Source organism: Thalassotalea algicola, assembly GCF_012932965.1.
GTDB classification, from domain to species: Bacteria; Pseudomonadota; Gammaproteobacteria; order Enterobacterales; family Alteromonadaceae; genus Thalassotalea_F; species Thalassotalea_F algicola.
Map to the genome: position 1 here is coordinate 623,119 of NZ_JABBXH010000002.1, position 15,229 is coordinate 638,347.

The following is a 15,229-nucleotide window of genomic DNA, read 5'->3' on the forward strand; positions in this document are numbered from 1 at the left end:
GTAAAACTGCATGAGCGTGATGCTTAATGACAACTGGGAGGTCTAATGACCAAGTCAGAACTCATTGAAAAATTAGCTGAAAAATTAATTCATATTCCAGCTAAAGATGTTGAATCTGCTATCAAGGAAATTCTTGAAATGATGGCGCAATCCTTGTCAAAAGGAGAGCGTATTGAAATTAGAGGGTTTGGTAGTTTTTCACTACATTACCGTGCTCCACGCACTGGTCGTAATCCAAAGACTGGTGAAGCAGTAGAACTAAGTGGTAAATATGTACCACACTTTAAGCCCGGCAAAGAGCTGCGTGAACGCGTTAATGCTTCCTTAGCTTAGTTGCGAAATATATCTAAAAACGGCATGCTTTGTAGCATGCCGTTTTTTTTCATCAAATATATTTGGATATTCACTTGAAACTCTATTTCACTATTTTTGTGATGTTCGTGCTACTTATCATTGCTTTTATATTTGGAAGCCAGAACGAACAGTTAATTACATTAAACTATTTAATAGCTAAATCTAACATGCCAGTTGCAATGGCGGTTAGCTTATTTACGATGTTAGGTTTTGTATTAGGAATTGTATTTATGTTGTTTTTAAAGTTGCTTAGACCATTAAAGCGAAAGCGTGATAAAGGCTAAATTTCCAATATGTTAGAGTTGCTGTTTTTATTGCTACCTGTTGCCATGGGCTATGGCTGGTTTATGGGACGCAATAGCATTAAACAAAAAGATCAAACTGCGAAGCAAGACCTCTCAATTAAATATTCAACCGGTTTGAATTATCTATTATCTAATCAACAGGATAAAGCGATTGATTATTTACTTGAAGCATTAAAAGTAGAAGATGATAGCGTTGAAGCTCACTTTGCTATGGCAAATCTTTTTCGAAAGCGTGGAGAGTTAGATAGGGCGCTTAAGGTACATGAACATTTAGTTCGCCATGGTAACTTGCCATCCAAAGCACAGCAACAGGCTATCTTTGAATTAGCGAAGGACTTCTTAACCGCTGGCTTGTATGATCGAGCTGAACATATGTTTCAGAAGTTGCTTAAATCTAAGCAATATCAATTGAAATCACTTGGTTATCTAATGCAAATCTATCAGTCAACTAAAGACTGGCAACAAGGTATAGCGCTTAAGAAAACCATATTTAAGCTGAAAGATAAGCAACTCTTACATAACTTGGCCAATTTTTATTGTGAACAAGCGGTTGCAGCGCAAAGTCAGGAAAAGTTTATCGATGTTATTGAACTTTTAGAGCAGGCGTTAGAATGCGATCCAAAGTCATGTCGCGCGAATTGGCATTTAGCGGGTGTATATGAAGAACATGGCCAATTCGAACAAGCCGTGAAATGCTACCAAGCCATATATAAACAAGACAAAGAATTCTTTCCTGAAGTAATCGAGAAAATGCATGTTTGTTATAAAGAGCTTAATGAAGAGCGCATATTTTTTGATTTTATAAAAAAAGTTTATGACGAAACTGCTAGCACTAGTACATTAATTAAATACCTCGAATTTATGATTGCCAGTTATGGCGAAGAAAAGGCGGTAGAGTTTTTATTAGTTGCTTTAAAAAGGCGACCAACAATTAGAGGTTTTAAGCATTTTGTTAAGTTGCAGTTAGCAAGTGAGTCATCAGACAGCCAAAAAGAAAGCTTAGATGTCATTAAGGAGCTTATTTCAGCCTATATTAATATGCGTCCAAGATATAGTTGCAGAACTTGTGGCTTTAATAGTAGTACGCATTATTGGGCATGTCCTTCTTGTCATGATTGGGAACAATTAAAGCCTGTGCGGGGCCTAGAAGGAGAATAGTCGCTTTATTCGTCCTAGACGAGCTTATAGCGTTTATTCTCGATGCACTATGTATTTATAAACAGCGCTTCTCTTCTTAAGCTATTAGCTTTCTAATTAAAATAAATCTTACTATTTAGCACTTAAAAAGTTAAAAAGTTAAGCCAACCAATATAAAATAACGCTAATTATTTCCTAATAACGTAAAGGAAACCTTATATGAGTGATGCGAAAGTTGTCGTTGCATTGGATTTTGATAATCAAGCTGATGCGTTAGCATTTGTCGATAAAATAAAACCAAGTGATTGTCGGTTAAAAGTCGGTAAAGAGATGTTTACCTATTTTGGACCAGAGTTTGTAAAAGAACTTGTTAATCGTGGCTTTGACGTATTCTTGGATCTTAAATTTCACGATATCCCTAATACGGTCGCTAAAGCGGTAACAGCAGCAGCTGAACTTGGTGTTTGGATGGTGAATGTGCATGCAATGGGCGGCACGAAAATGATGGAAAAAGCAAAAGCGGCACTTGTACCATATGGTGATAAAGCGCCATTACTTATAGCCGTAACTGTGTTAACGAGTATGAGTGAAGAAGATCTCGAAGGAATTGGTATTGAAAAAACACCAGCAGAGCATGTTAATAGTTTAGCTACGCTTGCACAAAACGCTGGTCTAGATGGAGTTGTGTGCTCCGCTTGGGAAGCTGAATCACTTAAAAATAGTTTTGGTGTTGACTTTAAACTTGTAACTCCAGGAATAAGACCTGCTGGCAGTAATACTGACGACCAGAAACGTATTATGACACCAGAACAAGCGGTAAATGTTGGCGTAGACTACTTAGTTATTGGTCGCCCAATTACTAAGGCAGATAATCCTCATCAAGTATTACAAGAAATAAATCAATCGCTTATTTAATTGTAAATTTTTGACATTTTTAAAAAAGCATACTAATTATTAAAACAGTCATATTTATATGACTGTTTTTTTTTATGGACAAATATTCACAAGGAGTGAACATGAAAACCTACAAAATAGCTGCATTCGCAGCGTTATTGCTTTCTTCACCATTTTTATCAGTTGCATCTGATGACCTCGCTAAAGAGGAGCAGAAGGTTCAATCAATCATTACGATGCCGATTAATATTAATCAAGCTAGTATTGAACAACTTGTCTTGCTTAAAGGAGTAGGTAAGAAAAAGGCGCGTGCAATAATTAATTATCGCGAAGCTAATGGAAAATTTTATTCAGCTGACGACTTGTCTAATGTTAAAGGCATAAGCGATAAAACGGTGGAAGCTAATAGAACGATTATTGCCTTATAAGGTTTATTAATCTGATTCTTGATATAAAAAGGCCAAAGCATGTGCTTTGGCCTTTCATCGTATATATCGCTTGATAAATTAAGGCTTAGTTGGCCCTGCATTACTCATGTTGGTTGCACTAACTCTAGATGCCTGTTTGTCAGACTTACTATGAGCTTGTCTATCAGCAGCAACCATAAAGTCTGTTGGTATTTCTTTGATTGAATCAATACCTGTCGCTTTAGTCATTGGTGAGCTTGCCTTACCAGCGGGTACACCGTTAGCACGTTTAGCTTTTTTGCTTGTTGATTTAGCTTTTTTAACTGGCTTTACTTTCTCTTCAGTTAGTACAGCTTCTTCATTAACTGTTGCTGTAGCATCGCTATTAGTCTTAGTGCTAACTTCTACAGCGCTACTGTCACTGCTAGCTTTCTCTACAGTACTTTCTGTGTCAACAGAATCGCCTTTTTCAGAAGATACTACTTCGTCTTCGGCGTTGTTTGGCATTTCAACTGGCTGTGGCGTTTCAACCGCTTTAACTTCAGCAGGTTTTATATCAGCTACAACATCGTCACTTGGGCTCTCTGAAGCTTGCTCAGCTTCAAAACCAGGTAATGTTTGTTGAACTTCTGCTTTGTTTTCAGCTGGCTCATTTGGAGCCTCAACGATAGCAGTAACTTCTGGATATCTTGTTTCAACAGGATCTTCAGTAATTTCCGCTGTTATTGCATTGGCATTTTCAATGTTTTCAACATCTGATTTATCTTCAGCTGAACGGCGACGACGTTGGCCATGTGAACGTAAGTGTCTAGGTGAACGTCTGCTTCTAGAACGCTCTGGCTTCGCTGATTCGTTACTCTCTGAAGTTTCAGGAACTGTTGAGATTTCAGCCGTAGATTCTATCTGGTCTAAAGATTGAGCTTTTTGAGCCTTTTCAGCTTTTTTCGCTTGAGGCGCCTTCTTATTTGGTTGCTGAGTTTTTGTGTTATCTAACTCTTCAACATTATTTTTTGCTGTAACTTCGTCAGTCATTCGAACTTTTTTGCGGTTGTTTCTTCGCTGACGGCGTTCTGCTACTTTTTCCTCTTGAGGTTTTTTAGGCGAACGCTCTTGCTCTTGCTTGCGAGGCTTTTTGGCTTTGTTTTGTTGCTTAGGTTCGCGAGCTTCTACGCCATCTTCTTTATTCGTATTTCGTTGGTTGCGACGTTGATTATTTTGTCTACCTTTACGATTACGGTTTTGGTTGTTGTCGCGACGGCCTTTACCTTTAGGTTTAGGCTTTTCTTCTTTTTTAGGTTCTTCCGTAGAGAAAAGGCCACCTAACCAAGAGAATAATGACGCAATAACACCTTTTTCATCTTTAGCTTTCGAATTAGTTTTGGCATTCGGCTTATTCGTCGCTGGTGCTCGGTTTGGAGCAGTCATGCCTTGAATAATTGGCTCGTCTTTCTTAGCCGCTTCTTTGTTGAATTTCGGCATTACCGCTTCTTCAACTTCCGCTTGTCTAACTTTTACGTCGTAGCTTGCTTCATCTACCGTTTCATCTTGACGTACTCGCAATACTTCGTATTGTGGCGTGTGCATATTCGGGTTAGGAATGATTAGCACTTTTACACCATGGTGTTTTTCAACGTGCATTACCGAGCGACGTTTTTCATTAAGCAAATACGTTGCTACAGGCACAGGAACTTGTGCCTGTACGTGTGCAGTATTTTCTTTGATCGCTTCTTCTTCCATTAATCGAAGGATGGAAAGCGCTAGTGACTCAATACCACGAACGTGGCCTGTACCGTTACAACGAGGGCAAACGTTCTGGCTTGTTTCGCCTATTGAAGGACGCAATCGTTGACGAGACATTTCCATTAAGCCAAAACGAGATATACGGCCCAACTGAATGCGAGCTCTATCTTGTTGCACAGCTTCTCTTAAGCGATTCTCAACTTCGCGTTGGTGGCGTACAGGTGTCATATCGATAAAGTCGATAACTACCAAACCACCGGCATCACGTAAACGTAATTGGCGTGCAATTTCTTCAGCAGCTTCTAAGTTAGTATTAAAGGCGGTTTCTTCAATATCTCCACCTTTAGTAGCGCGCGCAGAGTTGATATCTATTGATATCATGGCTTCAGTTGGGTCAATTACAATTGAACCACCTGAAGGTAGACGCACTTCGCGCTGGAAAGCCGATTCTATTTGTGTTTCGATTTGATAGTGAGTAAATAGTGGTACGTCGTTGTTATATAACTTCACTTTGCTTGCGAAATCAGGACGTACTAGTTCGATATGCTGTTTAACGCTATCAAACACTTTAGGACGATCTACGATAACTTCACCGATATCTCGGCGTAAGTAGTCACGGATAGCACGTAAAATTAGATTACTTTCTTGATGGATCAAGAAAGGTGCAGGGCGGCTAGCAGCTGCATCCTCGATTGCTTTCCAGTGATGAAGCAATACATTTAAATCCCAAGCTAGCTCTTCATAGTCTTTTCCTACCCCTGCGGTACGAACAATTAAGCCCATGCCTTTTGGTAAGTCTAACTTATTTAATGAAGCTTTTAATTCAGTTCGTTCATCACCTTCAATGCGGCGAGAAATACCACCTGCACGAGGGTTATTTGGCATTAATACTAAGTAGCTGCCGGCTAGGCTGATAAATGTGGTTAACGCTGCACCTTTTTGGCCGCGCTCTTCTTTATCAACTTGAACAATAACTTCTTGGCCTTCAGTTAACACATCTTTAATGTTAGGTCGGCCTTGGAACTTGTAACCATCAGGAAAGTATTCACGAGCGATTTCTTTCATTGGCAGGAAGCCGTGGCGCTCGGCACCGTAATCAACAAATGCTGCTTCTAATGAAGGCTCGATTCGTGTGATTTTTGCTTTGTAAATATTGGCTTTTTTCTGTTCGTGGCCAGGACTTTCGATATCTAAATCGTAAAGGCGTTGCCCGTCGACTAGCGCTACACGCAATTCTTCAGATTGTGTAGCATTGATTAACATACGTTTCATAGTTTCTGTGACTCTATTTTTGCCACAGCACACCATTTGCTTAGAACACAAAGCAATCTATTGCAAAGGTAACAGCAATCTGTCAGCCATCTCGGATGTCATTCTTACTAAGTCGGTAATACTTAGTAAGCTGTTAAATTATCTGATTGTAGTACGAGGAATTAATCTCGTATTTATAATTCTTTATGTGCTCAGCATATTGTGCTGTGCTTAGTCTACTGAGCTGCTATTGTTTATTAGCTGATACGTTCTAGTATTTGCAGTAGACTTATTAAATTAATTTTGCACTCTTAATGCTGGACAAAATGTTTATGTATCTGCTTGGTAAGTTACACACGCCAAGTTTCACAACGGGCCGTTCAGTTATTGAGTCAATTCTCTATGAATTGCTCAGTAATGTGGCCTCATTTTGCCTCTTACTTTTTCAATAAGTGCTTCCAAAAAAGTTACATATTTCGTCTTGCGAATGTAACGGCCCATATTATCCCACTATATTCATCCGCAAAGCAATCAAATAGCTGTTTATTTTAGCTAAAAGGGGGATTTTTTATGCTAGACTGCGCGCATGAAAGAAGAAAGTAAGCCAAAAGTTCGTTTTTTCACTATCGATGCTGATGAAAGCGGACAAAGAATAGACAATTATTTACTGAAAACTCTTAAAGGCGTGCCGAAAAGTATGATCTATCGGTTGTTACGCAAAGGGGAAATCAGAGTAAATAAAAAACGCACCAAACCAGAATATAAAATTCAAGCTGAAGACATTGTTCGTGTCGCTCCAATTAGAATTTCTGAAAAGTCTGCACCCGTATCTACGCAATTAAATGTCGTAGCTAATTTAGAGTCGCAGATTATTTATGAAGATGAAGTGTTGTTAGTGATAAATAAACCATCAGGGATGGCTGTACATGGCGGCAGTGGGGTTAACTTTGGCGTTATAGAAGCATTAAGGGCATTACGACCACAATCTAAAATGCTTGAACTAGTACATCGCTTAGATAGAGATACCTCTGGTTGTTTAGTTGTCGCCAAAAAACGCTCGGCGCTGCGTAATTTGCATGAGCAATTGCGAAAGAAGAATGTACAAAAATTTTATCAAGCATTGGTCAAAGGTCGGTGGTCACCAAAACTTACTAAGGTAACAGAAGGCCTTAGAAAAAATGACCTTAAATCAGGAGAGCGTGTTGTCATTGTCGATAACATCAATGGTAAAGAGTCTGAAACCCGATATAAAGTCATTCAACATTATGATGGTGCAACACTTGTTAGGGCTTTTCCTGTAACAGGAAGAACGCATCAAATCCGTGTACATTGTCAAACTAAAGGTCATCCAATTGCTTGTGATCCTAAATACGGCGTAGAACCATTTGATGAAGTAATGAAAGAAGCGGGTTTAAAGCGATTGTTCTTACATGCCGCAAGTATTGAGTTTACGCACCCTAGAACAGAAAAGCGCCTTAAAATTGAAGCACCGTTAGATGCTAACCTTGAAAAAGTACTGAAAAGATTAAAAGTAAGTAAAAATGGATAACTATAAACTTTATATTTTTGATTGGGATGGCACGCTAATGGATTCTATAGGCAGGATTGTATCTTCGTTACAGTTGGCTGCCAAACAGGTCGGTTTAGCAATACCTACTGACGTACAAGCCAAAAGCATTATTGGTTTAAGTTTATCGGTGGCTTGCCAGCAGCTATTTCCCGGAATAACGCAAGATGAGGAAAAGCAATTGATAGCGGCATATCGTCAACAATTTTTGTTTGATAACCCTATACCTGCTCCATTATTTGAGCACGGCAAGTTATTACTCGAAAGGCTTCAGGAACAAGGTAAATTGATTGCGGTAGCAACGGGAAAGGCGAGAGCAGGTCTTGATAAAATGTTACTTGATACTGAGACTCATCACTTATTTGATATGACAATTTGTGCTGATGAATCACAATCTAAACCAAATCCGCATATGTTAAATGTATTATTAGCAGAACTTTCAATAGCAACTCATGAAGCTGTTATGGTAGGGGATTCGATACATGATCTTACCATGGCTAATAATGCAGGTGTTGATAGTGTAGGGATTACTCTTGGAGCCGACAGTAAAACTCGATTACAAACATGTAACCCTAATGCCATTGTCGACTCTATTTTAGAGTTAGGGAGATTACTTACTGGTAATCCAATACATTCAAGCCAAACTCCTTAAATATTTCCGTAAGACGAATTAGTGGTAAACCGATAAGTGTATTTGGGTCTGCACCTTCAAGCTTTTCAAATAGACAAATCCCTAGTCCTTCACTTTTAAAACTACCTGCACAGTTAAATGGCTTCTCTGCTTTAATATAGTGTCTGATATCACTGTCAGAGAGTACTTTAAAATGCACATGAAATGGCTCAACGATGATTTTTTCTTTATTGTCGTAGCTATCTATTACCGCTAAGCCAGTTAGAAAGGTTACTCTGTTACCACTAAATGCCTTTAATTGTTTGAAAGCATTCTCTTCATTATGCGGCTTTCCCAAAATCTCACTATTAAAAACGGCGACTTGATCTGAACCTATGATTAACGCAGCGTGACTATGTTGTGCAACCTTAGAAGCTTTTGCTAGAGCTAAGCGAGCAACGAGCTGACTTGGTGTTTCGTTATCTAATGGGGATTCATCGATATCTGGACTAGATGCGTCAAAAGGCAAATTTAATTTTTCGAGCAATTGTCTACGAAAAGGAGAGGTTGAAGCTAAAATGATATTTTTCATCTTTATTACGATTTTTGTATAATAATTAGCTATTATTGTACCTGTAGTCGGAAATTAAAGAAAAACCTTAAATTTCTTTTGACACATGCTCTCATGGGCATTATTATGCGCGCCTTATGCAGAACCTTAAGCTTCCAGTAACGATAGATCCTTACAAAAGCGCTCAAAGAAGACTTGAGTGTGTGGGAGTCTTTGAATTATCGGAAATGAAGCGATTGCTTGACGCTTGCGAAAGCTGTGCGGAGCATATCGAAGTAAGTTTTCAGTTTGATGTGGATGAACTTGGCCTGGTTATTTTTTCAGGTAAAGGCTCGGCATCAGTAGGGCTGATATGTCAACGCTGTAATGAAGTGTTTGATCATAAGTTGGAAATTGATTTTCAATTCAGTCCAGTTAAAAACGCTGAAGGTGCTGCAGATTTGCCGTCATATTATGACGCAATAGAATTAGATGAAAATGGTGAAGTTAACTTGCGAGAGTTAGTGGAAGAAGAGTTATTACTCGCTATTCCGTTAATTCCAAGGCATGAACTCAATGATTGTCAGGCAGATGCCGACAGTACTTGGGGTGAATTGCCAGAAGAGCTTGATAAGCCAAATCCATTTGACGTATTGAAACAACTCAAGTAGTTATATTTTAGTTAGCAACCGATTTTAGGAGTTAGGCTATGGCAGTTCAAAAGAGCAAAAAGTCTCGTGCTAGACGTGGCATGCGCCGTTCACACGACGCTTTAACAGCAGAAAATTTATCAGTAGATCCAGTATCTGGTGAAACTCACCGTCGTCATCACGTTACGGCAGACGGTTTTTACAAAGGTGTTAAAGTAATCGCTAAATAAGTCGTAAGACATAGCGAGAACAACTTTGAATAGTCTAACCATTGCGTTAGATGTTATGGGGGGCGATAAAGGCCCCCTTATAACGATCCCTGCAGCAATAATGGCGGTAAATCATTTACCCTCGTTATCTCTTATCTTATGCGGCGATCAGCACACCATCCAAGACATACTCCATAAAAATAATGCGCTAAACCACCCTAGGTTAAGTATTTGTCATACGACACAAGTTGTTGCTATGGACGAAAAACCATCAACTGCAATGCGCTCCAAGAAAGATTCTTCGTTACGCAAGGCCATTGATTTTGTAGAGCAAGGAAAAGCATCTGCATGTGTTAGCGCTGGTAACACGGGAGCGTTATTTGCTACTGCACATTTCGTTTTAAAAACTTTACCCGGTGTTGAACGTCCGGCACTTATTTCCTCTTTACCGACGCGAGATAAAGACAACCACGTATTTATGCTTGATTTAGGTGCTAATGTTTTTTGTGATGCCGATATCTTGTATCAGTTTGGCCTAATGGGTGCCGTGATGGCCGAACAGGTAGACGGCGTATGTAAACCTCGTATTGCGTTACTTAATATGGGTGAAGAAGATATCAAAGGTAGTGATCATATAAAGCTCGCTGCTTCACAGCTTGCACAAAACCCTGACATTAATTATGTTGGCTTTATTGAAGGTAACGACATCTTTAATAATAAAGCGGACGTTATCGTTTGTGATGGTTTTGTTGGTAATGTCGCTTTAAAAACTTGTGAAGGTGTCGCTACTTTAGTGTACGAAAAGGTTAAATCAGTATTTGAAAAGAATGTTTTCGCGAAAATTTTAGGGCAATTTCTTGCACCAACATTAAAAAAACTGTTTAAATCACTGAACCCCGACCAGTACAACGGCGCAAGTTTGATAGGATTGCGGGGCATTGTGGTCAAGAGCCACGGAAATGCAAATAAAAAAGCTTTTTTTACCGCTATCATGGAAGCTGTAAAAGAGGTTGAGAGACAAGTTCCAGAAAAAATTAAAGACAGCTTGGAACAAGGATTAATACAAAGGCCCTAAATAAAATATGTATTCAAAAATCATTGGTACTGGTAGTTACTTCCCCGAAAAAATTCGCTCCAATGCAGATTTAGAAAAGCTCGTCGATACAACAGATCAATGGATTACTGACCGCACAGGTATCAAAGAACGTCGAATTTCGTCAGAAAAAGAAAACGTCGGATATATGTCAGCAAAAGCTGCTGAAAAAGCCATAGAAATGGCGGGTGTGGATAAAGCTGATATCGATATGATTATTGTGGGTACGACAAGTTCTCATGCAGACTTACCAAGTGCAGCTTGCTTTGTTCAAAAACATTTAGACATGCCATTTATTCCGGCATTTGATATTGCTGCAGCTTGCTCGGGCTTTATTTACGGCTTAAGTGTTGCGGATCAATACATTAAATCGGGAATGGCCAAACGTATTCTTTTAATTGGTGCTGATGTACTTTCTCATTTATGTGAGCCAACAGATCGTAGTACCATTATCTTATTTGGTGATGGTGCTGGCGCAGTAGTTTTAGAGGCCTCTGAGCAAGTTGGTATTCTTTCCACGCATATTCATGCTGATGGCAATTACGGTGCGTTATTAGGAGCAGATTCTCCAAAGCGTGGCGAACCACTAACTGAAGAAAAAGCCTACATCTACATGAAAGGTAATGAGGTTTTTAAGTTTGCAGTTTCCAAGTTAAGCCAAATTGTTGAAGAAACACTTACCGCTAACAGCATGGAAAAGTCAGATATTGATTGGCTAGTGCCACATCAGGCAAATTTAAGAATCATTAAAGCGACAGCGAAAAAACTTAATATGTCGATGGACCAAGTGGTCGTAACCTTAGATAAACACGGCAATACATCCGCTGCAACTATTCCAACTGCGCTAGATGAAGCGATTAGAGATGGCCGAATTCAAAGAGGTCAAACATTATTATTAGAAGCCTTTGGTAGTGGTTTTACCTGGGGCTCGGCATTATTAAAATACTAATAATTGCTATCAACATCATTTCAACACTTAATTTTAGGTACGAAAATGCAAAATAATTTAGCGTTTGTTTTCCCTGGTCAAGGGTCACAAACTGTTGGCATGCTTAATGACTTTGCTGACAATGAGATTGTTCAATCGACATTCGAAGAAGCGTCAAATGCTTTAGGGTATAACTTATGGCAGCTGATTGCTGAAGGTCCTGTTGAAAAACTAAATGCAACTAACCATACCCAACCGGCATTACTGACAGCGAGTGTATCTTTATGGCGCTTGTGGCAGAGTGAAAGTGATAAGACACCTGCTTTTCTAGCCGGTCATAGTTTAGGCGAATATTCTGCGCTCGTCTGTGCAGATGTTATCTCTTTAGCAGATGGTGTTAAGCTTGTAGAAAAACGCGGCGAGTATATGCAAGCTGCTGTTCCTGAAGGAACAGGGGCCATGGCAGCTATTATTGGCCTAGCCGATGATAAAATCATCGAAGCTTGTGAAAGTGCAGGCCAAGAACAAGTCGTATCTGCAGTTAACTTTAATTCACCTGGTCAAGTAGTTATTGCCGGCAATAGTGAAGCAGTAGCAAGAGCCGGTGAACTATGTAAAGAAGCTGGTGCAAAGCGAGTACTACCATTGCCGGTAAGTGTTCCATCGCACTGCGCTTTAATGAAGCCTGCAGCAGATAAACTTGCTTTAGAATTCGAAAAAATAACCTTCAATACCCCTAAACTACCTGTGATTAACAATGTTGATGTACAGGCAGAGCAAGATGTTGAAAAAATTAAATCTGCGTTAATTCGCCAGTTATATAGCCCAGTGCGCTGGACAGAAACGGTTGAACTGTTAGCGAAAGAAAATGTAGAAAAATTACTGGAAGTCGGTCCAGGAAAAGTATTACAAGGCTTGACAAAGCGAATTGATAAATCACTTAGTTGTGTTGCAATAAATGATAATGGCTCGCTAGTTAAGGCTAAAGATCTTGTTTTAGTATAAAACGATTGCTAAACATTTTTATAACAGGAAAAAATATGTTTTCATTAGATGGTAAAGTTGCATTGGTTACGGGTGCAAGCCGCGGAATTGGTAAAGCAATTGCCAGTCAGTTAAAAGAGATGGGTGCTACAGTAATTGGTACCGCAACGTCAGAACATGGCGCTGAAAAAATAAGTGAATACTTAGGTGCAGGTAACGGCCAAGTGCTTAATGTTACGAATAATGACTCTATTAGTGCGCTGTTTGAGACAATAAAAGCTAATCATGGCGGCGTTGATATTTTAGTCAACAACGCGGGTATTACGCGTGATAATTTGATCATGCGCATGAAAGACGATGAATGGAACGATATAATTGATACTAATTTGTCCTCTATTTTTAAAATTAGTAAGGCTGTATTGCGCCCAATGATGAAAAAGCGTGACGGTAGAATTATTAATATTGGTTCTGTTGTTGGTACTATGGGTAACGCAGGGCAAGTTAATTACGCTACAGCTAAAGCTGGCCTAATCGGGTTTACTAAATCTTTAGCTAGAGAAGTTGCTTCTCGTGGCATTACTGTTAACACGGTTGCGCCAGGCTTTATTGATACTGATATGACGCAAACCTTAACCGATGAGCAAAAAGAAGGTATTTTTTCTCAAGTACCTGCAAATCGTTTAGGTAAGCCAGAAGAGATCGCAAGCGCAGTTGCTTATTTAGCATCTGATGCTGCAGCATATATCACGGGTGAGACTTTACATGTCAATGGTGGCATGTATATGGTTTAACATTGCTGTTTCAAGCCTTGTTAAAATTAACCAAACTGATATAAATATAGACAGGCCAACAGGTTAGACCAGAAGAAAAAGTAAAATTAGATGCTTGCATGGTTACTTGATGGCGAATACACTACACGCAATTTGCAAAATTGCATCTTTTTAGTAAAGGAAAAAAAATGAGTACTATCGAAGAACGCGTAAAGAAAATTACAGTTGAGCAATTAGGTGTTAGCGAAGACGAAGTAACAAATGAAGCTTCATTTGTTGACGATTTAGGCGCTGACTCTCTTGACACTGTTGAATTAGTAATGGCGTTAGAAGAAGAGTTTGATACAGAGATCCCTGATGAAGAAGCAGAGAAGATCACAACTGTACAAGCTGCTATCGATTACGTAACAGCTAACCAGTAATATTTATTCAGGCGACTTTTAAAGTCGCCTGTTTACTTTCTAAGTATTACATCTCGTTATTTCTATAACGAACTATAATTACCTTTCTACATTCAACTCTATCGGAGGCAACTCATCCTATGCGACGTGTTGTAGTTACCGGTCTTGGTATGTTAAGCCCGTTGGGCAATACTCCTGAAAAAACATTTGACGCATTATTAGCGGGTCAAAGTGGTATCGGCATGATCGAACACTTTGATACGACTGAATATCCAACTAAGTTTGCTGGCTTGGTGAAGGATTTTGATGCCCAAGACTATATGCCTAAAAAAGAAGCCAAAAAAATGGATTTGTTCATTCAGTATGGTGTGGCAGCAGGTGTTCAAGCATTAAAAGATTCGGGATTAGAAATTAATGATACTAACGCTAGTCGCGTTGGTGTTGCTGTGGGATCAGGCATTGGTGGTTTAGGCTTAATTGAAGAAAACCACGAAAAAATGCTAAAGACTAGCCCGCGTAAATTATCACCATTTTTCGTACCTTCCACCATTATCAATATGATCTCTGGTCATTTATCGATAATGTTTGGCATGAAAGGTCCTAATATCTCCATTGTTACCGCATGTACAAGTGGCGTGCATAACATCGGACATGCAGCTCGTATGATTGCTTATGGAGATGCTGATGCTATGGTTGCTGGTGGTGCTGAAAAAGCCTCTACACATCTAGGTATGGGGGGCTTTGGTGCTGCACGAGCTTTATCAACTAGAAATGATGAACCACAAAAAGCGTCACGTCCTTGGGATAAAGATCGTGACGGCTTTGTCCTAGGTGATGGGGCAGGTGTTATCGTACTTGAAGAGTATGAAAGTGCAAAAGCACGTGGGGCTAAGATCTACGCCGAACTTGTTGGTTTTGGCATGAGTGGTGACGCTTATCATATGACATCACCTCCACCAGATGGTGAAGGTGCAGCAGCAGCGATGCAAAATGCTATTAATGATGCAGGCGTAGATGTTAGTAAAATAGGCTACATTAATGCTCATGGTACATCGACTCCAGCTGGTGATATAGCAGAAACAAACGCCGTTAAATCAATATTTGGTGAGTACGCTAATCAAGTATTGGTTGGTTCGACTAAGTCGATGACTGGACACCTTCTAGGCGCTGCAGGCGCAGTAGAGGCAATATTTACCATCCAAGCATTAGCAAATGGTAAAGTTCCTCCAACAATAAATCTTGATAACCCTGATGAAGGTTGTGATCTTGATTATATTCGAGATGGTGCTCGAGATGTTGATTTAGAGTACGCCTTATGTAATTCATTTGGCTTCGGCGGAACCAACGGTTCACTGATATTTAAAAAATTTGATAGCTAG

General features: G+C 39.5%; 17 protein-coding genes. 15 read left to right on the top strand and 2 right to left on the bottom strand.

The features are described 5' to 3' along the window. Positions 1–45 precede the first annotated feature (45 nt). The 5 genes from ihfB to HII17_RS07515 all read left to right on the top strand — a co-directional run bounded on the left by ihfB (position 46) and on the right by HII17_RS07515 (position 3,118). Positions 46–333 (top strand): integration host factor subunit beta, encoded by a 288-nt coding sequence (gene ihfB / locus HII17_RS07495; RefSeq protein ID WP_169074718.1) that lies wholly within the window; start codon positions 46–48, stop codon positions 331–333. Between the two features lie 101 nt (positions 334–434). Beyond that, positions 435–638, top strand: coding sequence for a LapA family protein (locus HII17_RS19200; protein WP_268969144.1), 204 nt, complete (start codon positions 435–437; stop codon positions 636–638). A 9-nt stretch (positions 639–647) separates the two neighbouring features. Beyond that, positions 648–1,817, top strand: a complete 1,170-nt coding sequence (gene lapB / locus HII17_RS07505; RefSeq protein ID WP_169074720.1) for a lipopolysaccharide assembly protein LapB — start codon at positions 648–650, stop codon at positions 1,815–1,817. Between the two features lie 198 nt (positions 1,818–2,015). Beyond that, positions 2,016–2,711: an orotidine-5'-phosphate decarboxylase gene (pyrF, locus tag HII17_RS07510; protein ID WP_169074721.1), complete on the top strand. Its 696-nt coding sequence runs from the start codon at positions 2,016–2,018 to the stop codon at positions 2,709–2,711. A 101-nt stretch (positions 2,712–2,812) separates the two neighbouring features. After that, on the top strand, positions 2,813–3,118 hold the full coding sequence (locus HII17_RS07515; RefSeq protein WP_169074722.1) for a ComEA family DNA-binding protein: 306 nt from the start codon (positions 2,813–2,815) through the stop codon (positions 3,116–3,118). 78 nt (positions 3,119–3,196) lie between these two features. Here HII17_RS07515 and rne read toward each other — a convergent pair whose 3' ends face one another. Beyond that, positions 3,197–6,109, bottom strand: coding sequence for a ribonuclease E (rne, locus tag HII17_RS07520; RefSeq protein ID WP_169074723.1), 2,913 nt, complete (start codon positions 6,107–6,109; stop codon positions 3,197–3,199). A gap of 565 nt (positions 6,110–6,674) precedes the next feature. Between rne and rluC the strand changes: the two genes are divergently transcribed. Together rluC and HII17_RS07530 are read left to right on the top strand one after the other, a co-directional pair. After that, the gene (gene rluC, locus HII17_RS07525) at positions 6,675–7,637 is read left to right on the top strand and encodes a 23S rRNA pseudouridine(955/2504/2580) synthase RluC (RefSeq protein WP_169074724.1); all 963 of its coding nucleotides are present in this window, start codon (positions 6,675–6,677) and stop codon (positions 7,635–7,637) included. Beyond that, a complete protein-coding gene (locus HII17_RS07530; protein ID WP_169074725.1) occupies positions 7,630–8,307 on the top strand; it encodes an HAD-IA family hydrolase in 678 nt (225 codons plus the stop codon). Before rluC ends, HII17_RS07530 begins: the two co-directional genes overlap by 8 nt. Here the strand turns inward: HII17_RS07530 and HII17_RS07535 are convergent. Then, positions 8,270–8,857 (bottom strand): Maf family protein, encoded by a 588-nt coding sequence (locus HII17_RS07535; protein WP_169074726.1) that lies wholly within the window; start codon positions 8,855–8,857, stop codon positions 8,270–8,272. The genes HII17_RS07530 and HII17_RS07535 overlap by 38 nt on opposite strands. A gap of 116 nt (positions 8,858–8,973) precedes the next feature. On the opposite strand from HII17_RS07535, the gene yceD reads away from it, so the two are divergent. The 8 genes from yceD to fabF all read left to right on the top strand — a co-directional run bounded on the left by yceD (position 8,974) and on the right by fabF (position 15,229). Beyond that, entirely contained in the window at positions 8,974–9,486 is a 513-nt protein-coding gene (gene yceD, locus HII17_RS07540) for a 23S rRNA accumulation protein YceD (protein WP_169074727.1), read from the top strand. A 38-nt stretch (positions 9,487–9,524) separates the two neighbouring features. Then, positions 9,525–9,695 carry a 50S ribosomal protein L32 gene (gene rpmF / locus HII17_RS07545; protein WP_169074728.1) on the top strand — a complete coding sequence of 57 codons (171 nt, stop codon included), beginning with the start codon at positions 9,525–9,527 and terminating at the stop codon, positions 9,693–9,695. Between the two features lie 25 nt (positions 9,696–9,720). Beyond that, positions 9,721–10,749 carry a phosphate acyltransferase PlsX gene (plsX, locus tag HII17_RS07550; protein ID WP_169074729.1) on the top strand — a complete coding sequence of 343 codons (1,029 nt, stop codon included), beginning with the start codon at positions 9,721–9,723 and terminating at the stop codon, positions 10,747–10,749. Between the two features lie 7 nt (positions 10,750–10,756). Then, on the top strand, positions 10,757–11,716 hold the full coding sequence (locus HII17_RS07555) for a beta-ketoacyl-ACP synthase III (RefSeq protein WP_169074730.1): 960 nt from the start codon (positions 10,757–10,759) through the stop codon (positions 11,714–11,716). Between the two features lie 45 nt (positions 11,717–11,761). Continuing rightward, positions 11,762–12,700: an ACP S-malonyltransferase gene (gene fabD, locus HII17_RS07560; protein ID WP_169074731.1), complete on the top strand. Its 939-nt coding sequence runs from the start codon at positions 11,762–11,764 to the stop codon at positions 12,698–12,700. Between the two features lie 35 nt (positions 12,701–12,735). After that, on the top strand, positions 12,736–13,470 hold the full coding sequence (gene fabG, locus HII17_RS07565) for a 3-oxoacyl-ACP reductase FabG (protein WP_169074732.1): 735 nt from the start codon (positions 12,736–12,738) through the stop codon (positions 13,468–13,470). 167 nt (positions 13,471–13,637) lie between these two features. Further along, positions 13,638–13,871 carry an acyl carrier protein gene (gene acpP / locus HII17_RS07570; protein ID WP_116000470.1) on the top strand — a complete coding sequence of 78 codons (234 nt, stop codon included), beginning with the start codon at positions 13,638–13,640 and terminating at the stop codon, positions 13,869–13,871. 119 nt (positions 13,872–13,990) lie between these two features. Next, positions 13,991–15,229 (top strand): beta-ketoacyl-ACP synthase II, encoded by a 1,239-nt coding sequence (fabF, locus tag HII17_RS07575; RefSeq protein ID WP_169074733.1) that lies wholly within the window; start codon positions 13,991–13,993, stop codon positions 15,227–15,229.